The 20,644-nt window shown below is 70.6% G+C and carries 15 protein-coding genes and 1 pseudogene; 7 read left to right on the top strand and 9 right to left on the bottom strand.

All coding sequences use genetic code 11. The annotated features are described in order from the left end of the window. The first annotated feature begins 71 nt into the window (after positions 1-71). Positions 72-2,066 carry a serine/threonine-protein kinase gene (locus tag ACIBX3_RS24615; RefSeq protein ID WP_397120696.1) on the top strand — a complete coding sequence of 665 codons (1,995 nt, stop codon included), beginning with the start codon at positions 72-74 and terminating at the stop codon, positions 2,064-2,066. Here ACIBX3_RS24615 and ACIBX3_RS24620 read toward each other — a convergent pair. From ACIBX3_RS24620 to ACIBX3_RS24635, 4 genes and pseudogenes are all read right to left on the bottom strand, one after another. Then, positions 2,036-2,650 (bottom strand): response regulator transcription factor, encoded by a 615-nt coding sequence (locus tag ACIBX3_RS24620; RefSeq protein WP_397120698.1) that lies wholly within the window; start codon positions 2,648-2,650, stop codon positions 2,036-2,038. The genes ACIBX3_RS24615 and ACIBX3_RS24620 overlap by 31 nt on opposite strands. An 8-nt stretch (positions 2,651-2,658) precedes the next feature. Continuing rightward, positions 2,659-3,409 (bottom strand): annotated as a pseudogene (locus ACIBX3_RS24625) (sensor histidine kinase). Between the two features lie 98 nt (positions 3,410-3,507). Beyond that, positions 3,508-8,268 (bottom strand): GH92 family glycosyl hydrolase, encoded by a 4,761-nt coding sequence (locus ACIBX3_RS24630; protein WP_397120700.1) that lies wholly within the window; start codon positions 8,266-8,268, stop codon positions 3,508-3,510. A gap of 91 nt (positions 8,269-8,359) precedes the next feature. Next, positions 8,360-9,541 (bottom strand): cytochrome P450, encoded by a 1,182-nt coding sequence (locus ACIBX3_RS24635; RefSeq protein WP_397120702.1) that lies wholly within the window; start codon positions 9,539-9,541, stop codon positions 8,360-8,362. Between the two features lie 86 nt (positions 9,542-9,627). On the opposite strand from ACIBX3_RS24635, the gene ACIBX3_RS24640 reads away from it, so the two are divergent. Together ACIBX3_RS24640 and ACIBX3_RS24645 are read left to right on the top strand one after the other, a co-directional pair. After that, positions 9,628-10,251, top strand: a complete 624-nt coding sequence (locus ACIBX3_RS24640) for a TetR/AcrR family transcriptional regulator (protein WP_397120704.1) — start codon at positions 9,628-9,630, stop codon at positions 10,249-10,251. Positions 10,252-10,332: 81 nt separating this feature from the next. Next, complete coding sequence (locus ACIBX3_RS24645) at positions 10,333-10,980, top strand: class I SAM-dependent methyltransferase (protein ID WP_397120706.1); 648 nt, start codon at positions 10,333-10,335, stop codon at positions 10,978-10,980. Between the two features lie 83 nt (positions 10,981-11,063). On the opposite strand, the gene ACIBX3_RS24650 is transcribed toward ACIBX3_RS24645, so the two are convergent. Beyond that, the gene (locus tag ACIBX3_RS24650; protein WP_397120708.1) at positions 11,064-11,825 is read right to left on the bottom strand and encodes an SDR family NAD(P)-dependent oxidoreductase; all 762 of its coding nucleotides are present in this window, start codon (positions 11,823-11,825) and stop codon (positions 11,064-11,066) included. After that, a complete protein-coding gene (locus tag ACIBX3_RS24655; RefSeq protein ID WP_397120710.1) occupies positions 11,822-12,847 on the bottom strand; it encodes a zinc-binding dehydrogenase in 1,026 nt (341 codons plus the stop codon). The genes ACIBX3_RS24650 and ACIBX3_RS24655 overlap by 4 nt, the downstream gene beginning before the upstream one ends. Before the next feature lie 201 nt (positions 12,848-13,048). On the opposite strand from ACIBX3_RS24655, the gene ACIBX3_RS24660 reads away from it, so the two are divergent. Further along, positions 13,049-14,356: an L-fuconate dehydratase gene (locus ACIBX3_RS24660; RefSeq protein ID WP_397120712.1), complete on the top strand. Its 1,308-nt coding sequence runs from the start codon at positions 13,049-13,051 to the stop codon at positions 14,354-14,356. Here the strand turns inward: ACIBX3_RS24660 and ACIBX3_RS24665 are convergent. Next, on the bottom strand, positions 14,329-15,057 hold the full coding sequence (locus tag ACIBX3_RS24665; protein ID WP_397120714.1) for a FadR/GntR family transcriptional regulator: 729 nt from the start codon (positions 15,055-15,057) through the stop codon (positions 14,329-14,331). The two genes, ACIBX3_RS24660 and ACIBX3_RS24665, sit on opposite strands and share 28 nt — an antisense overlap. A gap of 208 nt (positions 15,058-15,265) precedes the next feature. On the opposite strand from ACIBX3_RS24665, the gene ACIBX3_RS24670 reads away from it, so the two are divergent. From ACIBX3_RS24670 to ACIBX3_RS24680, 3 genes are all read left to right on the top strand, one after another. Beyond that, positions 15,266-16,603 (top strand): MFS transporter, encoded by a 1,338-nt coding sequence (locus ACIBX3_RS24670; RefSeq protein ID WP_397120716.1) that lies wholly within the window; start codon positions 15,266-15,268, stop codon positions 16,601-16,603. A 111-nt stretch (positions 16,604-16,714) separates the two neighbouring features. Then, positions 16,715-17,374 carry an HNH endonuclease family protein gene (locus ACIBX3_RS24675; RefSeq protein ID WP_397120718.1) on the top strand — a complete coding sequence of 220 codons (660 nt, stop codon included), beginning with the start codon at positions 16,715-16,717 and terminating at the stop codon, positions 17,372-17,374. 117 nt (positions 17,375-17,491) lie between these two features. Then, a complete protein-coding gene (locus ACIBX3_RS24680) occupies positions 17,492-17,944 on the top strand; it encodes a hypothetical protein (RefSeq protein WP_397120720.1) in 453 nt (150 codons plus the stop codon). A 49-nt stretch (positions 17,945-17,993) separates the two neighbouring features. On the opposite strand, the gene ACIBX3_RS24685 is transcribed toward ACIBX3_RS24680, so the two are convergent. Continuing rightward, positions 17,994-19,259, bottom strand: a complete 1,266-nt coding sequence (locus tag ACIBX3_RS24685; protein ID WP_397120722.1) for an MFS transporter — start codon at positions 19,257-19,259, stop codon at positions 17,994-17,996. Positions 19,260-19,398: 139 nt separating this feature from the next. Then, on the bottom strand, positions 19,399-20,517 hold the full coding sequence (locus ACIBX3_RS24690) for an acyltransferase family protein (protein WP_397120724.1): 1,119 nt from the start codon (positions 20,515-20,517) through the stop codon (positions 19,399-19,401). Positions 20,518-20,644 lie beyond the last annotated feature (127 nt).

Consider the following 20,644-nt stretch of genomic DNA (forward strand, 5'->3'; position numbering starts at 1 on the left):
GGTTGCTGCCCTGGTGGGTACGCGTGCCATGACGGAAACTCTTACGACCATGGTGAGAAACGGGCTTGCCCATGCCAGAGCCTGAGGGCATGCGGCCGGGGGATCCGGAGACGGTCGAGGGTTACCGGTTGGCCGGCCGGCTGGGGGAGGGCGGTCAGGGCATCGTCTATCTTGCCGAGGCGCCAGACGGCGGCAAGGTGGCGCTGAAGCTGCTGCGTGCGGATTCGATGGGTGATGCCGAGGCGTCGGACCGGTTCGTCCGCGAGGTGGCGCTGGCACGGCGGGTGGCGACCTTCTGCACCGCCCGGGTCGTCGAGACGGGGCTCTGGGAAGGGCGGCCGTACATCGTCAGCGAGTACGTTGACGGCCCCACACTCACCGAAGTGGTGCGCGCGGACGGGCCCCGCTCGGGAGCCTCGCTGCATCGGCTGGCGATCGGCACGGTGACCGCGCTGGTGGTCATCCACCAGGCCGGCATCGTGCATCGTGACTTCAAGCCGTCCAATGTGCTGCTGCCCGCCGACGGGCCGCGGGTGATCGACTTCGGCATCGCCAAGGCGCTCGACCTCACCTCGACGATGACCAGCGCCGTGGTGGGCACGCCCGCGTTCATGGCTCCCGAGCAGCTCGGCGGGGCGCGTCCCGGACCGGCCACGGACATGTTCGCCTGGGCCTGCACGATGTTGTACGCGGCCTCCGGGCGGTTCCCGTTCGGTCAGGACAGCCTGCCCGCTGTGATCAACCGCATCATGACCGAGCAGCCGGACGCCGGTTGCGTCGAGGACCCCGGGCTGCGGGCCCTGATCGTGGACTGTCTGGCGAAGGACCCGGCGGCGCGGCCGAGCGCGAGCGCGGCGCTCATGCGCCTGCTGGGCGTCCCGCAGGGCGCCGTCCAGCCGGACGCGGCCCCACCGGACGTGCTCCAGCAAGGCGCTGACGTCGCGGGCGCGAACCTCACCCCTCCTCCCATGGGCGGGCGTCCGGTCGGCGTGCGCACGCGCAGCAGGAAGACCACCGGACAGATCATCTCCGTCGCCGTGGCCGCCGCACTCGTGCTGGCGTCGGCGACCCTCCTCCTCGCCGACCGCCTGAACCTGCCCTCCGGCTCCACCGCCTCCTCCTCACGCTCTCCCTCCGCCAAGTCGTCACGGGTCCCCAGAGTTCCGACCGACACCGTCACGTTCTCGGTGGACGGCCACGGCCTGATCGAACTCACCGAAAGTCCCTCAGACCCCGTCAAGCTCTTCTCGCTGGGGAGCACGATCAGGAAGCGCGGCTCGCAGGAATACGAGTCCGACGGCCGCCACATCGAGTACGCGGTCTCCGATGACGGCGGCAAGCTCCTCGCGACCAACCTCGCCAAGGCGGACGGCTCGGTCAGCCGCACGTCCGTGTCGGTCATCGATCGCGTGACGGGCGCCGGCAAGAACATCGCCCTCGACAAGATGCCCACCATCGGATTCGCCCCCCGATGGTCGCCCGACGGCAAGCACGGCCTGGTCAGCCTGTACGACGTCAGCCCGTGGCTCACGCTGGACCCGCCGGACCGGGATGTGGTCGGCTATGCCGTCATCGACACCGAGGCGGGCGTCGCCCGGCTCGTCAAGGGCAAGGACGCCCCGGCGAACATGAAGCGGGCCTTCTGGGTGTCCTCGGCGACCATCGGGGTCTGGACGGCAGACGAGATCAGGTTCTATGACCTGAACGGCAATGATCGTGGCAGCCTGCCGGACTCGACTCCACCGCCCGCGATGGACGCCGATCCCGTCGCACCGGGCGGCTCCCGCTACCTCGCCCGGTGCACGCCGACGGACACCAGTCTGTGCGTGCGGTCCCGGTCACAGAGCGCTACGGGCCCGATCGCCGTCCCGTTCACCGTCAAGCGGGTCGTCGGCTGGTGGGACGACGACCACCTCATGGTGTGGCGTGGCGCGCACTCCGGATGGGAGATCGTGGTGATCGACCTGACCGGGAAGGCCGTCCGCGTGCTGCTGTCCATGAACGACCCCAAATATGTGGCGTTCCCCGCCCCGAACTACCTGCACTTCGGCAAGGGAACGGTCTGAGCGCCCACGGACCGCCGGACCCTCAGGCCGAGTAGATCGCGACGAGTCCGGTGGTCACCCCCGCGAGTGAGACGGCGGTCAGCGCCCAGCCCGCGATCACCAGGCGTGCCCGCGGCGCAAGCCGCCAGCCGGACGCCCGGCACGGACAGCGGGATCGGCACCAGGAACGCGCCCGCCCGACGGCGTTTGCTCATGGCCCCACGATGACGGCCAGTCTCCCCGGCCGGCGCCGCGCGCACGGCGCGGAAGACCTCCTCGCGCGGCGAGTCTTTGAGCAGGTAGCCGATCGCGCCCGCCGTCAGCGCGGGCAGTACGTCCTCGTCACCGTCGTACGTGGTCAGGACCAGCACCCGGGTCGCCGGGACCCGCCGCGCCAGCAGCCTGATGAACTCCGCTCCGCCCAGGCCGGGCATGCGCAGGTCGGTGAGGACGACGTCGGGACGCTCCCGCACGGCCACGGCCAGCCCGCGTTCCCCGCCGTCCGCCTCCCCGACGACCTCCAGGTCGGCCTGTTCGGCGAACATGCCGCGCAGCCCGTCGCGTACCACGGGATGGTCGTCCACGATCACCAGCCGTACGCCCATGTCGCTCCTCACTCCTCCGCGGCGGGGATCGCGGGCACGCTCACGCTGACCGCGGTGCCCTGACCCGGCGCGGACTCCACCTCGACGTCGCCGGCCAGCCTGACGACGCGCTGCCGCATCGCGGTGAGCCCGAACCCCGTGACGTTCGCCTCCTGGGGGGGCGAATCCCGCCCCGTCGTCCCGGACGTCGGCCACGACCACATCCTCCGTGTACGACAAGGTGACACCGGTCTTGCTCGCCCGGGCGTGCCGGGCCACGTTGGCCAGCGCCTCCTGCACCGCGCGGAACAGCGTCACCTCGACCTCGGGATGCAGCAGCCGGGCGGTGCCTGTGACGGTGAGCGTGGCGGGCACCTCGTGCGCGGCGCTCCAGCCGGAGACCAGCGCCGCCAGCGCCTCGGGCAGCCGGGACTCCGCCAGCGGCCCGGGGCGCAGGTCGTTCAGCGAGCGGCGGACCTCGGTCAGGCTCTCCCTGGCCAGGCTCCGGGCGATGCCCAGGCGGTGCCGCACCGCGTCGGGGTCGCTCGCGGCCTCCTCGGCGGCTTCGAGCTGGGTGACGATGCCCGCCAGCCCTTGGGCGACGGTGTCGTGGATCTCCCTGGCCATCCGGCCGCGTTCCCCGGCGACGCCGGTCTGGCGGGCCGCGGCCAGCAGCTTGCCCTGCAGTTCGGCGTTCTCCTCCCCGAGCCGGGCGAGGCGGGCGTTGGCGCTCTCCAGAGCCAGGTTGGCGGCACGACGGCGTCCGACCTCGGTCTCCATGGCCCGGATGATCCAGCCGAGGAACGCCGCCAACGCCGCTCCGGCGGTGCGTCAGCCGTGCCCGGGGACGACCTGCCCCCGGGCACGGGCCGGCGGCGCTAGCCGGCCGGACGCTGGAGATCCAGCCGTAGCCTGGCCAGCCAGGACCCCCAGCCGTCCGATGGCCGGCTGTCCCCGATGCGCAGGTAGAACGTACGGGCCGTACCCCGCACCTCATTGAGGTCGAGCGTGCGCGGCGCCCGGTTGGACAGGTCGCGTACGTCGGCGCTCTCCTGCAGCACCGTCCGCCAGCTCTGGTTGTCGGCCGAGACCTGCACCAGGAACTGGTTGCCGATGTCCAGCGTCAGCGAACCCCCGGTCACCTGCGCCGGCAGCTCGAATCGGTAGGTGGCGTGGCTGTCGCCGTCGGTGAAGCGGGCGCGCCCGTCGTACACCTCGCCGTCGAGCTGGGACCCGTCCGCCTCCAGGAGCCAGGGCGCCTCGGCGGGGGTGCCGGGCGTGAACTCCACGGTGTCGCCGATCACCGTGACCGCCACCCGCTCGGCGGCCGGTCCGCGGTCGGAGGTCGCCGCGAGCTGGATCGGATGACTGCCTGGGCCCGCCGACGCCGGCACCGTCACCTGGAACGTCAGGGTCTGGGAGGCGCCCGGCGCGATGGGCCCGAAGCCGGCGTCCGCGGGCTGGACGGTCCAGCCCTGCGGCCCGGTCGCGGTCAGCCGTCCGGTGGCCGGCCGGTCGGCGTGGTCGGCCACGGTCACCGCAACCGCCACCGTCTCCCCCGGGGCGGCGAACACCCCGGCGGCCTCGATGACCAGCGGTGAGGTGGCCGGCGACTCGTCGGCGAGCAGCTCGACCTCCGACAGCGACGTGCCGCCGGTGAATCTGATCCGGTAGTGGGCGTACGCGCCCGGCTTGGCGATCTTGAACGGGCGGGTCTGCAGCCGCCACGGGAAGCTCTCCCCGGCCCGCTCGTCGAGCACCTTCCACGTGCTGCCGTCGGCGGAGCCCTCCAGGACCCAGCCGGCCGGATCCTCGGCAGGCAGACCGGCGCCGGAGGTGAGCGTGTAGAAGCGCGCCTGCCGGTCGCCGGTGAACGTGTACTGGACCCATTCGGGCAGCGTCGCCCGGGTGGCCGAGTCGTCGTCGAACAGCGCGCCCACGTCGGCGCCGCCGGCCGCCGACGCCGTGCCGCGCCCCGGCCCCGTGGCGTCGTGCAGCGGTGCGGGGATCCGGTCGTCGCGGGTGATCGAGGGCGGGGCGGCGTCCTTCCCGGTGCCCCAGCGCGACGGCCGCGACCCCATCTCGAACACCAGCTCACCGCCCTTGGCGATCAGGTCGTGCGGCAGGTACGTCTTGTCGTACGCCCGGCCGTTGACCCTCAATCCCTGCACGTAGACGTTGCGCGGGCTGTTTCCCGGCGCCTTGATCACCAGCTTCCTCCCGCCGTCCAGGTGCACGGTCGTCTTCTTGAACAGCGGCGAGCCGATGGCGTAGTAGGGGCTGCCCATCTGCAGCGGGTAGAAGCCCAGCGCGCCGAAGACCTGCCAGGCCGACATCTCCCCGTTGTCCTCGTCGCCCGGGTAGCCCTGCCCGATCTCGCTGCCCAGGTAGAGCCGCGAGAGCGCCTCGCGTACCTTGGCCTGGGTCTTCCACGGTTGTCCCGCGTAGTCGTACATGTAGGGGATGTGGTGGGAGGGCTGGTTGCTGTGCCCGTACTGGCCCATGCGCACGTCGCGGGCCTCGCGCATCTCGTGGATGATCCCGCCGTACGAGCCGGGGAACAACGCCGTCTCCGGGGTGGCGAAGAACGTGTCGAGCTTGGCCGCCAGCTTGTCCGCACCGCCGTACAGGTTGGCCAGGCCGCGGCCGTCCTGTGGGACGTGGAAGGCCATGTTCCAGCCGTTGGTCTCGGTGTGGTCGAAGCCCCACGTACGCGGGTCGTAGGCGCTCGGCTTGCGGCGGAAGGAGCCGTCGGCGTTCCTGCCCTGGAAGAAGCGGACTGCCGGGTCGAACAGGTGCACGTAGTTGCGGGCCCGGTTCAGGAAATATTCGTACTCCTCCAGGTATCGGGCCCGTTGCGCTCCCGTGGACCGCCCGGCCAGCGCCTTGGCCATGTTCGCGATGCCGAAGTCGTTGATGTAGCCGTCCATCGCCCATGACATGGCCTCGCCCGTGGACTGGATGCTCGTGTACCCGAGGAAGACGGAGGTGGACAGGCCCTTGCGGCCCACGTGGCGGGTGGGCGGGGCGACCGTGGCGTTCTTGACCGCGGCCTGGTAAGCGGTCGCGGCGTCGAAACCGGTCACCCCCTTCAGGTAGGCGTCGGCGAAGGCGACGTCGGAGCTGGTGCCGACCATCAGATCGGCGTACCCCGGTGACGACCACCGGGAGATCCAGCCGCCGTCCTCGTACTGCCGCACGAACCCGTCGACCATCTCCCCGGCCGCCCGCGGCGTGAGCAGCGCGTACGCGGGCCAGGTGGTGCGGTAGGTGTCCCAGAAGCCGTTGTTGACGTACACCTTCCCGTCCGCCACCCGCGCCCCGGTCTCGGTGGGCGTACTGGCCGGGGTGCTGGTGGAGGACTGGACGGCGTGCTTGTAGACCGGCGCGGCCGCGGTGCCGGTGTTCTCGAAGCCGGAGTTGGGATACAGGAACAGCCGGTACAGGTTGGAGTACAGCGTGACCAGCTGATCCCGGCTCGCTCCCTCGACCTCGATGACGCCCAGCTTGGCGTCCCACGCCCGCCGCGCCCGCTCGCTGACCGTCTCCAGCGTGTCCGCGGCGCCGATCTCCAGCTCCAGGTTCCGCCTGGCCTGCTCCACGCTGATCAGCGAAGACGCGATGCGCATGGTGACCGTGCGTGCCGTGCCCGCGTCGAAGGCCAGATAGCCGAGCACGTTGTCCCGGCCCTGGCCGGTCAGCTTGCCGCCGCCGGTGGCCGGGCGGTCGAACACGGCGTAGAAGAACATCCGCGTGGCCCCGGTCGACAGGTCGCTGCGTACGTCCGAATGGCCGGTCACCACGCCGCCTGCCGGATCGAGCGTGAGGCCGCCGCTGTCGCCGACGTTGTCGAAGATCAGCTTGGCCGAGGAGCCGGGGAAGGTGAAACGGGCCATCGCCGCATGATCGGTCGGCGCGATCTCGGTCTTGAGCCCGTTGTCGAACGTCACCGCGTACAGGTGTGGCTGCGCGACCTCTCGCTCGTGGCGGAAGGGCAGCGCGCGGGCCGTACGCGACGGGTCCGGCACTCCTTCGGCCGCCGAGGGCATGAACTGGAACGTCTGCCGGTCACCCATCCACGGGCTGGGCTCGTGGCCGGCGGTGAAGGCCTGGATCTCGGGCAGGTTGGCCGCGTTGTTGGCCCGGTGGTACTCGTACAGCCAGCTCGTCGAGCCGGCGTCGGTCATCGGCGTCCAGAAGTTGAACCCGTGCGGCACCGCGGTGGCAGGGAAGTTGTTCCCCCGCGAGAATCCGCCCGTGGAGTGCGTGCCCCGGGTGGTCACCACGTACTGCGAAGGGCTCGCCGGGCGGTCGTCGCGGCCCTCGTACGGCTGCCGCCTCCGCTCAGAGACGATCTTGATGTCGTCCACCCACCCCCGGAACCCGGCCATTCCGGCGGGACTGTCGTAGGCCACCAGGATGCGGCTGATCCGCTTGCCCCTGGCCACGCCGCCGATCTGGGCGCGCTTGTAGTTCCACTGGTCGGCGTACAAGGTCTTGGACTCGCCCTGCTCCCGTGGCGCCAGCCGGACCCCGTGCTGGTCGGCGGCCTTCAGATCGCTGAGGAACGTGCCGTCGCGGAAGGCCAGGTCCACGGAGACGTACGTGCTGGGATAGCGCAGGTCGGCCGCGGTGAACTCGGGGAAGACCAGGTAGGACAGCTCCGTGGTGGACGTGACCGGGATGTCCACCTCGAACACCTTGTTGGTGGAGTGACCGCCGCTCTGCGCGGTGGTGCTGCCCGCGTACTGGAAGGCGCGCAACCCGGAGAAGCCGGCGCGCGGCTTGGAGACGAACCCGCCGTTCGGCCCGGGGCCCACCTGGCTGCGCATGTCGCTGGGCGGTCTGGGGCCGGTCCGGCCGTCCGACAGCTCCCATTCGGCGAGTTGCAGGATGGAGCCGCCGCCGACGCGGGTGACGTTGAGCCTGTAGTGGGCGTAGGCGGCCGGGTTGGTGAAGCGGTATTCCTTGCGCTGCAGGCGCGCCGTGAACGTCTCGCCGGTCCGGGTGTCCAGCGTGGTCCAGTTCTGCCCGTCCTGCGAGCCCTGGAGATGCCAGTCGCGCGGGTCGCGCTCGGGGGCGTCGTTGGCGGAGGTCAGCGCGTAGTGCACGACCGCGACCGGGCCGGACAGGCCGTACTGCGCCCAGCCGGTGCCGGTGAACACCAGCCACTTGGTGTTCGCGTCGCCGTCGGTGAGGTTCTCCTTCACCTCGCCGCCGGGTGTGTATTCACCGCTGGCGCTGACCTGGGTGATCTTGTCAGAGATGCTGCCCTCGATGCCGCCGGGCAGGGTTCCGGTGACGTTCGAGGCCTTCTCGGCGGTGTTGACCCATGTCGGCTGCGGATCGCCGTCCTCGAAGGAGGAGGCGAAGGCCGCCCCCTCGGCCTGGGCCAGCGCCTGCCCGTCCCGAGCCGCGCGGCGTAGGTCCGCCGCGGGCGGAGGCGGCTCGGTCGCCCGCGGGCCGGGGGGTGGGCTGTAGGACGGGCCCGGGGCCGGGGTGCCCGAGGGGCCGGGGTTGGGGATGGGGTCCGGGCCGGCGTGGACGGTCAGCGCGGCGGCCGCGGGCGCGGCGAGGATGAGGGCGACGACGGGGCATAAGACCGCCGTCAGGAGGGATCGTCGGTGAGGGCGCTTCATGGGGGCCTCCCGGCACGTGCTATGACAACGTTGTCAATCCCCGATCTGTTAAGGAACTTTTCAAATCATGAGCGCCCTGTCAAGAGGTCGATCACCATGTGACGGGCAGGGCGGTCAGGCCGCCGGTGAGCACGTGCGGGTTGAAGCTCAGCTCCTCCACCGCGCACCCCAGCTTCAGGGCCGGGAAGCGGGCGGCGAGCTGGGAGAAGACGACCTGCAGCTCGATGCGGGCCAGCGGGGCGCCGACGCAGTAGCGGGCTCCGTGACCGAAGGTCAGGTGCGGCACGGCCGGCCGGCCGAGGTCGAACCGGTCGGGGTCGGCGAACACGGCGGCGTCGTGGTTGGCCGCCCCGGTGTCCAGCAGCACCAGGTCCCCGGCCCGCACCCGCGCGCCGGCGAGTTCCAGGTCGGTACGCGCGTAGCGGGGGATCCCGCCGCCGCCGAGACCGGGCGCGCGCAAGATCTCCTCCACCGCTGCGTCGATCCGGCCCGGGTCGTCCACCAGCGCCCGCCACTGATCCGGGTCGGCCAGCAGCCACAGCACGCCCCTGCCGATCGCGGTGACCGTGGTCTCGTGCCCGGCGAACAGCAGGAACATGCCCATCGCGGCGGCGTCGTCATCGCTCACCCCTTCGGTGGCCGCCAGCCGGGAGATCACGTCGGCGTCCGGGTCGCCTTCGGCCCGCTTGCGGGCCACCAGCCGCCGGCCGTAGCCGAACAGCTCGGCCAGTCCCTGTTCGGAGCGGGCGCGGTCGGTGATGTCGGCGGCGGCCTGGGTCCAGGCGCGGAACCGCGTGCGGTCCTCGTACGGGACGCCGAGCAGTTCGCAGATGACCGCGATCGGCAGCGGCAGCGCCAGGGCGGCGTGCAGGTCGGCGGGCGGTCCGGCGGCGGCGAGCTCGTCCAGCAGGCCGGCGGTGAGGGTTTCGACGCGGCCGCGCAGGGCGCGCATGCGCTTGGGGGAGAAGTGCGGTTGCAGCAGCGAGCGCATCTGCCGGTGGTCGGCCTGCTCGGTGTCGAAGTCGCCGAGCGGGCCCCCGAACATCGCCGACTCGCCGGTACGCGAGGCGCGCTCGGGCTCGCGGTGGGCGCGGCCGAGCCGGTCGTCGTCCAGCAGCCGGCGCACCTCGTCATAGCCGGTCACCAGCCAGGCCGGATCGCCGACGGCGGTGCGGATCGCGTGGATGGGACCCCGGGCCTGCAGCTCGCGCAGCAATGGGGCGGGCCGCATCGGGCCGGACTGCTCGAACGGCAGCCGGACGGAATCGGACATGACTCCTCCAGAAGTAGACGCTGATTTGTATACTGACATGTATAGAACGCTACTTGTATACTTTGATTTCTACAAGAGGAGTGCGGATGAGTGACCCCGACGCGGCCGGCACCCGGACGGGCCCCGAGGTCTCGGACGGGCGGGCGCCGGTGCGCCGGCTACGCCGGGCCGAGCGGCGCGAGCAGATCCTGGACGCGGCCACCCGCGCCTTCGCCCGCGCCGGATACACCGAAACCGGCCTGGACGACGTCGCCGCCGAAGCCGGTTTGACCCGGGCCATGCTCTACCGGCACTTCGACTCCAAGGCCGACCTGTACCGAGCGGTCCTCGACCGTGCGTGCGAGCGGCTGGCCGGTGCCACGGGGACCGACGATTTCGACGACCAGGCCATCCCCGCTCTGGTGCGAGCCGCCGCGGCCGACCCGGACGGCTTCCGGCTGCTGTTCCGCTACGCCGCCCGCGAGCCCGACTTCCGCGACCTGATCGACACGATCACCGCCACCTCCCGCGAGGTCGCCCACCGCAACCTGGCCAGGAAGATTCCCGCAGGGCCCTGGCTGGACTGGGCTTCGAGTCTGATTCCCACCCTCACCCTGGAGGCCGTCATCGCCTGGCTGGACGCCGGCCGGCCGGACCCCGACCAGATCGCCGAACGCATCGACCAGACCATCCACGGCGTCATGGCCGCTGCCCAGCCCCGCCCTCGATAAGGATGTGAGCCGGCCCCCCCGCACCCGGCCCCGGCATGCGCCAGTCTGGAAGACAGGCGCCCTCGACCAGAGGTGATCAGCATGGCCGACCTGTCGGATTTCCAGCATCCGCGCTTCGCCCGCATGTACGTCGACGCATCAGTCGTCAGCGACCGGCGCGGCGCGCGCGAGCATCGGATCCGGCTCCTTGCCGGACTCGAGGGCCGAGTGATCGAGATCGGCGCGGGCAACGGCCGTAACTTCGCTCACTATCCCAAGACCGTCACCGAAGTCGTCGCCGTCGAACCGGAGGCCACCCTGCGGCGATTCGCCGCGACCGAGGCCGCTTCGGCGCCCGTGCCCGTCTCGGTCGTGGCGGGACATGCCGAGGACCTGCCGGGCGAGCCCCATGCCTTCGACGCCGCGGTGGTGTCGCTCGTGCTCTGCAGCGTGCCGTCGCTGCCGGCGGCCCTGGCGGAGATCGCCCGGGTGCTCAAGCCGGGCGGGCACCTGCGCTTCTACGAGCATGTCCGCTCGCCCAACCCGATGATCGGCCTGTTCGAGGACGCGATCACACCGGTCTGGCGGCGCGTGGCCGGTGGCTGCCGGCCCAACCGCGACACCCTCGGCGCGATCGGGCGGGCCGGGTTCGTCGTGGACGAGATCGAGCGGTTCGGCTTCTCGCCGCAGCCGCTCGTGCCCGCCTTCTCCCACCTCATCGGCCGGGCCCACCTCCACAGCCCTGGCTGACACGCCGCGCGCGCCTGCCAGGTCGGGACGTGCCGTGTCCGGTCGCGCGGGTGGTGGCGGTGTGTCCGGCGCGCGGCGGTCGGTCAGCGGGCGAGCCAGCCGCCGTCCACGGGTAGCACGATGCCGGAGACGTAGTCGGAGGCGCGGCCGGCCAGGAACACCGCGGCGCCGCCGAGGTCGCTCGCCGCCCCCCACCGGCCGGCCGGGATGCGCTCCAGAAGGGACCTGCTGCGTTCGGGGTCCTCCCGGAGCGCCTGGGTGTTGTCGGTGGCGATGTAGCCTGGCGCGATGGCGTTGACGTTCACGCCCTTCGGCATCCACTCGTTGGCCAGCGCCCTCGTCAGCCCCGCGATCGCCGACTTGGAGGAGGTGTAGCCGGGTACGTTGATGCCGCCCTGGAAGCTCAGCAGCGACGCGATGAAGATGATCTTGCCGCGGCCGCGCTCGATCATCGACCGGCCGACGGCCTGGCTGAGCACGAACTGGCTGCTGAGGTTGGTCTCGATGACCCGGTCCCAGAGCTCGATCGCGTGCTGGGCGGCGGGCTCGCGCTCGATGGTGCCCGCGTTGTTCACCAGGATGTCGACACCGAGCCCTTCGAGGTGCGCGGCCAGCGCGGTGACGGCCGCCCGGTCGGAGAAGTCGGCCTGGAGCGGCGTGAACGTCCGCCCCGCCGCTTCCACGCGGCGCGCCGCCTCACTGCCGGACGGTTCCATCGCCGCGCTGACGCCGATGATGTCGGCGCCCGCCAGGGCCAGCGACTCCGCGATGGCCAGGCCGATGCCGCGGCGTGCGCCCGTCACGACGGCCGTGCTCCCGGTCAGGTCGAACAGCTCCCGGCTCATGCCGCACCCCCTGAGACGTCCACGAGGATCTTCATGGCCCGGCCCGACTCCAGGGCGGCGAACGCGTCCGCCGTCTCGGTGATCGGCACGATCTTGGTGATCAGTTCAGCGGCCGGGATCACCCCGGCGCCGAGGAGCTCGACGGCGCGTTCGAAGTCGGTGCGCTGGTAGACGCGCGCGCCCAGCAGCCGCAACTCGCGCCAGAAGACGCGCTGCAGGTCGACCGGCCGCGGTTGCGGATGGATGGCCACCACGACGACCGTGCCGCGTACCTTCACGAGGTCCGTCACGCCCAGGACCGCGGCCGCCGCGCCGGACACCTCGAACGCCACGTCGGCGCCGGCCCCCCGCGTCCATTCCTCGACCCACGCGACCTGGTCGGTGGCCGAGGGGTCGAGCACCTGGAACCCCATGGCCGCGGCGGCCTGCCGGCGCAGCGGGTCGATCTCCACGATCACCACCTCCGCGCCCTCGTGCCGGGTCACCAGGGCGATGAGCACGCCGATGGGGCCGCCGCCGACGACCACCACGCGGTCGCCCGGCGCGAGCTCGGCGCGCCGTACGTCGTGGACCGCGACCGCCACGGGCTCGACCAGCGCCGCGTGGTCCAGGCGGAGGGTCTTGGGCAGGGGGACCAGGAGGCCGGCGTCGACGTTCCACCGGCCCTGCAGGGCGCCGGGGGAGTCGATGCCGACGAAGGTGAGGTTCTGGCAGATGTGCTGGTTGCCCGCGCGGCACGCGGGACAGGTGCCGTCCCAGTCCAGCGGCATGACCGTGACGTGGTCGCCGGCGGCCCACCCGCTCACTCCGTCGCCCAGGGCGGCGATGACTCCGCTCATCTCGTGGCCGACCACGGCGGGCGGTTTCACCCGGGCGTCCATGTGTCCGTGGAGGATGTGCAGGTCCGTGCCGCAGATGCCGGTGTAGGCGACCTGGATCTGCACCTGGCCGGCCTCCGGTGGCGGCGGATCCGTCTCGCGGATGCCGATCGTCCGATCTCCCAGGTAGTTGGCGGTTAGCACCGTTCGGGCTCCCATCGCTCTGGTGTTGCCGCCAGCAGCATACACAGGTAGTCCAGGCAAACATCAGATGAAAGACGGGAGATTTCAGGCACAATCGCGTACATCGAGGGCTTTGCCGCGCCAGTCATCAGATGTATTCTCGCAATGATTACTCTGATGTCACACAGTGTGATGTTCGTGCGAGCTCCGCAGGAGAGGTGAATGACCGCAATCACCGGTGTCGAGGTCTTCGACGTCCGCTTCCCGACGTCGTTGAGCCAGGACGGCTCCGACGCGATGAACAAGGATGGCGACTACTCGGCCGCCTATGTCGTGATCAGGACCGACGATCCAGACCTGTCCGGCTTCGGCTTCACGTTCACGATCGGCAGGGGCAACGACATCTGCGTGCTCGCCGCCAGGCAGCGCGGCCTCCCCCTGGTCGGCATGGCCGTCGAGGACGTCGTCAAGGACCTCGGCGGCGTCTACCGCCACCTCAAGTCCGACTCGCAGCTGCGCTGGCTGGGGCCGGACAAGGGCGTCGAGCACCTGGCTCTGGCCGCCGTCATGAACGCGGTCTGGGATCTGGCGGCCCGGGTCGCGGGCAAGCCGCTCTGGCGGCTGCTCGTGGACATGACCGCGGAGGAGCTCGTCGACGTCGCGGATCTGTCGTACCTGTCGGACGTGCTCACCCGCGACGAGGCGGTGGCGCTGCTGAAGGAGCTGGAGCCGACCCGCGCCGACCGCGTCGCCGAGCTGGCCGAGATCGGCTACCCGTGCTACACGACCAGCGCGGGCTGGCTCGGATACTCCGACGACAAGCTGCGGCGGCTCTGCCAGGAGGCCGTCGATGCCGGCTACCGGCACGTGAAGCTGAAGGTCGGCGCCGATCTCGACGACGACATCCGCCGGTTGCGCATCGCCCGGGAGGTCATCGGCTACGACGCCAACCTGATGATCGACGCCAACCAGGTCTGGGACGTGCCGCAGGCGATCGAGTGGGTACGCGCGCTCGCGGAGTTCGAGCCGCTGTGGATCGAGGAGCCCACCAGTCCCGACGACGTCCTGGGCCACGCCGCGATCCGCAAGGCCGTCGCGCCCATCGGCGTGGCCACCGGCGAGCACGGGATGAACCGGGTCCTCTTCAAGCAGATGTTCCAGGCCGATGCCATCGACTTCTGCCAGCTCGACTCCGCCAGGCTGGCCGGCGTGAACGAGATTCTCGCGGTGTACCTGATGGCCAGGAAGTTCGGCGTGCCGGTGTGCCCGCACGCGGGCGGCGTCGGCCTCTGCGAGCTGGTCCAGCACCTGTCGATCTTCGACTACGTCGCCGTGTCGGGCTCGCTGGAGGGCCGGGTGACGGAGTACGTCGACCACCTGCACGAGCACTTCGTCGACCCGTGCGTGGTCAGGGACGGCGCCTACGTGCTGCCGGCCCGCCCCGGTTACAGCGCCCAGATGTACGACGCCACGCTGGCGGAGTATTCCTTCCCCGACGGCGACTACTGGGCCAGGGCCACGGAGTCCTGATTCGCCGAAAGGTACTGCTCCACCGCGAGCAGGTGCACGCCCATCCGCAGCCGGGCCGCGTCGGGATCGCGGCCCCTGAGCGCCTGGAGGATCGCCCGATGCTCCTTGTGCGTGTCGAACTCGGCGCCCTCGGCGTTGATGGCCCGCCACAGGCGGGCCCGCACCGTACGGCTGGCCAGCGCCTCGATCAGCGCTTCCAGCGTCGCGTTGCGTGAGGCCGCGGCGATGAGGCGGTGGAACAGGACGTCGGCGTTCATGACGGCCTCGTGGTCGATCGGCTCGGCCTGCAGCAGCAGCTCCATGGAGGCCAGGAGCTGCTCGGCCCGGTCCAGCTCGTCCTCGGTGATGCGGAGCGCGGCGCGCGCCACGGCCTCCGTCTCCAGCACCCGCCGGATGGCCTGCAGGTCGGCGACGTTCTCCGGCCGGTGGAGGTCGACGAGGAAGCCGATGGGGCTCAGCAGGATGGACGGGTCGAGCGTGGTGACGTAGGTGCCGTCGCCCTGCCGGGTCTCCAGCACCCCGGCGATGACCAGTGCGCGGACCCCTTCGCGCAACGAGCTGCGGGACACGCCGAGCAGGGCGGCCAGGTCCTTCTCCACGGGCAGGCGGGATCCCGCCGACAGCGCGCCATTGATGATCATGCGCTTGATGCCCTCGACCACGATGTCGGACTGCGATGCGCGCGGCTCGCGGGTTGTCATCTGACCAGTTTATGGCCCAGGCCATAGTCCGTCGTCGTGGCTCGCTCCAATCATCAGATCAATTCGGGTCAACATTAGGAAATCTTGAGAAGATAACCAGGAAATGTTGACGTAACACGTTGATTCATCAGATGATTCCGGAAAGCTGCCGGATCTCATCACTGGGACCTTGCCGGTGGCCGCTCCCCCTGCACGAAGGAGGCGTCGCATGGCGCAAGGGCATCCCGAACTGGTCAGGCCACGCACAGGAGCCACCAGGGTCCGATGGGCGATCATCTGGCTGGCGTTCGCCGGGCTGTCGATCAACTACCTCGACCGGGCGAGTCTCAGCGTCGCACTGCCGTTCATGGGAGAGGACTTCAAGCTGTCCGCGACGCAGCAGGGCCTGGTCTTCGCCGCCTTCTTCTGGGCCTATGACGTCTGCCAGCTCGTCGCGGGATGGTACGTCGACAAGGTCGGGCCGCGGCGCTCCTTCTTCCTGGCCGCGATGTGGTGGTCCATCTTCACCGCGCTGACCGCGTTCGCCCGCGGCTTCTGGACCCTCATCACGTTCCGCTTCCTGCTCGGCGTGGGCGAGAGCCCGGCTCCCAGTACGGCGGCCAAAGTCGTGGCGACCTGGTTCCCGACCAGGGAGCGTGCCTTCGCCACCAGTATCTGGGACTCCGGTTCCCGGGTCGGCGCCGTCATCGCGCTCCCCGTCGTGACCGGTCTCATCGCGTTGCTGCACTGGCGCGCCGTCTTCGTCGTCATCGGCGCGGCCGGGGTCGTATGGGCGCTCGTCTGGTGGAGGTTCTACCGGGACCCGCGGCAGCACCCCGGCGCGAGCGCGGCCGAGGTGGAGTACATCGAGGGCGGCGGCGCCCGTACCGCGGAGACCGACGCCGAGGAGGCCACGCGGATCCCGTGGCGGTCGCTGTTCCGCTATCGCACCGTGCTCAGCATGATGTTCGGCTTCTTCTGCCTGAACAGCGTCATCTACTTCTTCATCACCTTCTTCCCGTCGTACCTGGTGACCGAGCGCGGCTTCTCCCTGCTCAAGCTCGGCTTCTTCGGGGCCATCCCGGGCCTGTTCGCGGTGCTGTCCGGCTGGGCCGGCGGCCTCCTGGCCGATCGGGCCATCCGCCGGGGCGCCTCGGTCACCCGGGTGCGCAAGACGGTCATCGTCGGCGGGCTCGCCGGCGGATCGGTGATCATGTTCGCCGCCGTGGTGCCGGAGGCGTGGATGGCGCTGACGCTCCTGTCGATCTCGTACGGCAGCCTCACCGTCGCGGGAACCGGGATCTGGTCGCTGCCCGCCGACGTCGCGCCCAGTTCCAAGCACGTCGGTTCCATCGGCGGGGTCCAGAACTTCGCGTCCAACTTCGCCGGGATCATCACGCCGATCGTGGTGGGCGCGCTGGTCGACGCCACGGGGTCGTTCGTCGTGCCGCTGCTGGTGATCGGGGCGATCGCGCTGGTGGGGGCGTTCAACTATCTCGTGATCATGGGCAAGGTCGAGCCGCTCAAGCTCATCGGCCCCGCCCCCGCCGGCACGAGCGGTTCCTGAACCGGGGCGGGGTTCTCGGATGGGCGGGCCCGGACCGGACGCGCTCCGGTCCGGGCCCGCCGGCCTGGCGCCGTACGACGCCGGCGCGGAATTGCTGGTATGGGTAGAGTCATGATCTCTATGGGACGGGCGGTCCACGTGGCCCTGCTCGCGCTTCTGGTCATGCCGATCAGCATCGTCATCGCCGGCTCACAGGCGGCGGCGGCCCAGCCGCGCAAGCGGTTATCGGCCGATGCCGGTGCGGCGGCGGCCCGCCGCACGCTGGCCCAGCTGAAGGTCGCCAGGCCCCTGTCCATCCGCGGGTACAGCCATCGGCGGTTCCAGCCGCGCTGGGCGCACCACAAGGGCAGGTGCGACGCGCGGGAGACGGTCCTGGCCCGCGACGGGCGGCGCGTGCGCAAGAACGCGGCCTGCCACCCCGTCAAGGGCGTCTGGTACAGCCCGTACGACGGCAAGCGGCTGAAGAGCGAACGGCTCGTCGATGTCGATCATGTCGTGCCGCTTTCGTACGCGTGGCGCTCCGGCGCCAAGAGGTGGAGCCAGGCGCGACGACGTGCCTTCGCCAACGACCTCATCCGCCCCGAGCTGATCGCGGTCAGCCACTCCGCCAACATCGCCAAGGGCGGTCAAGGGCCGCAGAGCTGGCGTCCGCCGCGCCGCGCGTACTGGTGCCGCTACGCGACCTCATGGATCACCGTGAAACGTCACTACCGGCTCTTCGTGACCAAGAACGAGAAGAGGGCCTTGCTCAACATGCTCCGGACCTGTTGACGAGAAAATAACGGAAAGGCAACAAGCGGTGTAAGGGGAGTGGCCTCTGGATAGGTTTGCTGAGCTTTTGTCTCATCTGGGGGATTGCTTGTGCTGAGGAAGGCTTTGACTGTTTCTGTGGCGGCTGTCGCGGCCGTGTCCCTGTCCGTCGTCACGCCGACGGCCGCCAGTGCGGGGGCGTACGGCTGCAGCGGCAAACTGGTGGGGAGCTGGAAGGTCCCGATGAAGGACCTGCTCAACGGGGGGACCTACTACCGGAGCGACGTCAAGCTCTACTACAACGCGAGCACCGGCTGGAACTGCGCCGCCCTCGTCAAGCGCCCGGGCAAGCCCCGCTACGGCGAGAAGACCCCGATGTTCCTGGAGATCTTCAACTCGCGCTGGGCCGAGGACAACTGGAAGAACAACCACGACAAGGACTCCGGGCGCTTCAAGTACCAGGCGGGGCCGGTCAAGGTGTACGGCAAGAACCAGTGCCTGAGCATCTACGCCCGGCACGCCGACCACACCGGCACGGGCACCTCCGACTACAACGGGCGTCTCGATCTGGGACGCGTCGCCTGCCGCTGACCCTGCCGCCGCCCCGGGGCCGGGTGCTCGCCGGCCCCGGGGCGCCGCGTCAAGCCGGGGTGGCCGGGACGGACGCCGTCGTCCGGCCGGTGCCGAAGGTGACGCCGCGGGCCTCGTGACCGAGCGCGGTGAGGACCGCGACCACGAGGAGCAGCGGGATCACGGTGGCCGCCAGGGCGAACGGGTAGCCGTGGGAGTGGGCCAGCGACTGCTGGATGGGCAGGTTGAAGGCCGCCAGGAGGTTGCCGAGCTGGTAGGTGACGCCGGGGAAGAAGCCGCGGATCTCGTCGGGGCTCAGCTCGGTCAGATGCGCCGGGATGACGCCCCAGGCGCCCTGGACGGCGAACTGCATGAGGAACGCGCCGAGGGCGAGCGTGGCCAGGGTGGGCGCGAAGGCGAACAGCGGGACGACGGGCAGGCCCACGAGGACGGCGGCGACGATGGTGCGCCGGCGACCGAACCGCTCCGACAGTCCGCCGAGGAGCGTGCCGCCGAGGATGGCGCCGATGTTGTAGACGATGGCGACGATGATGGCCTCGGTCCCGGTGAAGCCTTTGCCGTCCTTGAGGAAGGTCGGGTAGATGTCCTGGGTGCCGTGACTCATCCAGTTGAACGCGGTCATCAGCAGGACGAGGTAGAGGAAACGCCGCAGCACCGGCGGGTTGAGGAAAACCGAGCGCAGGGTTGTGCGGGAGTGGGCGAGGCGTTCGCGGGTCCGTTCCCAGGCTGCGCTCTCGTGGACGCGGGAGCGGATGTAGAACGACACCAGGGCGGGCAGCAGACTGAAGGCGAACATGCCGCGCCAGCCCCAGATGGGATTGATGACGAGGTAGACGACGGCGGCGAGCAGGTAGCCGACGGCGTAGCCCTGCTGCAGGACGCCGGAGAAGAAGCCGCGCTTGCCCGCGGGCATCTTCTCCATCGCCAGGGCGGCGCCGAGCCCCCATTCGCCGCCCATGCCGACGCCGTAGAGCAGCCGCAGGACCAGCAGGACGGTGTAGTTGGGGGCGAACGCGCAGGCGAAGCCGACCACGGAGTAGAAGGCGACGTCGACCATGAGCGGCCGTTTGCGCCCGGAGACGTCGGCCCAGCGGCCGAACACGAACGCGCCGAGCGGGCGCATCGCGAGCGTCACGGTGGTGAGGAACGCCATCTGGGTGAGCGATACGCCGAACTCCCTGCCGATCTCGGCGTAGACGAGGACGACGATGAAGTAGTCGAACGCGTCCATCGTCCAGCCGAGGAAGGCGGCGAGGAAGGCGTTGCGCTGGTCGCGGTCGAGCCCGCGGGCCTGTTCGACGAGGGCCAATGCCATGACGGGGACCTCCTTCGGCCCGGCGTCAGGGGTGCTGTGTTCTCCCAGCCGGCCGACCCCGGCCGAGCTCCCGGGCCGGTGCCCATCGTGCGCCGGGGCCGATGAGAGGACGGTGAGAGGCGGGTCATGCCCGGTTCGCTCAGCCGCGGCCGCCGGCTATCAGGCGTTTGCCCAGGCGCTGGGCCGGGGCCTCGATGACGTGGTAGGTCATGAGGCTGAGCGGGATCAGGATGACGAAGAACAGGATCAGGTCCGGGACCACGTACAGCAGGATCGGGTGCAGCAGGTAGACGGAGAAGCTGATCACGCCGAGCCACGGCAGCCAGCGCGGGAACGCCCGCCCGCGCAACGCCCACACCAGCGCGAAGACCCCGAACGCCAGCACGATCCCCGCCGCCCACGCGGAATCGTCCTTCGCGGGCAGCCCGCACCCCAGCACCGCCGCCACCGCGACCCCCGCCGCACGCCAGGAGATCGTCCCCTGCTCGGCGCGGTACACCGCCGTTCCGGCGAACATCGCGGCCAGGACGATGAGCCCCTGCCAGGCGCCGGCCCGGCTGCCCAGGATCACCAGCGCCAGACCGAGCAGCCCGCCCGCGGTCGCGGCCGCCGTCCGCGTCCTGCCGTTCCCCAGCACGGTCACGGCGATGGCCGCCACGACCGCGAGGCCGAGCAGTGCGGCGGGCAGGTCGATCCGGCTGTTGATCGTGGGGCCCGGCAGCAGCAGGCCCAGGGGCACGGCCGGCACCGCCAGGACGACCGCGATCCCCGCCGACCTGTGCGCCTGCCGTGCCGCGAACAGCGCGACGCTCATCAGGTAGAAGGCCATCTCGTACGAGAGCGTCCACGTCACGCTGATGACGGCGGGCAGATTGAGCAGTTCCTGCAGCATCGTCACGTTGCCGAGCACGACCATGGGGAGCGGTCGCTCGCTCAGCTGCGGTTCGAGCGGGAGCATCCCCACCTGGGCGAGGAGGAGGACCAGGCACCAGCCGGCCAGCAGCAGCGGCAGCAGGCGGAAGGCCCGGCCGGTCCAGAAGGCGCGCAGATCGCCGCGTCGTTCCAGGGAGGCGGGGATGATGTACCCGCTGACGAGGAAGAACACGAACACGCCCCACGTGCCCAGATCGATCCGGCGGTCGACCTCCGCCCAGAAGGCCGGGATGTACGTCCAGCCGGCGTGGTGCATGGTGACGGCCAGCGCTGCCGGTCCCCGCAGGGCGTCCAGCCAGGCGAGCCGGGCGGGGGTCGTGGGCATTTGCCGGAGTTTATGCCATAGGAGGGTCCCGGTCCGTCCGGGCCCGCCGGACGGACGCGGCTTCCGCACCGTCGCGGCGCTGGAGGAGTAGACTGCCTATATGTAGGCTGTCTGCTTGTCCAGTGAT

Origin of the sequence: Nonomuraea sp. NPDC049480 (assembly GCF_044465905.1) — a bacterium.
Taxonomy (GTDB): Bacteria; Actinomycetota; Actinomycetes; order Streptosporangiales; family Streptosporangiaceae; genus Nonomuraea.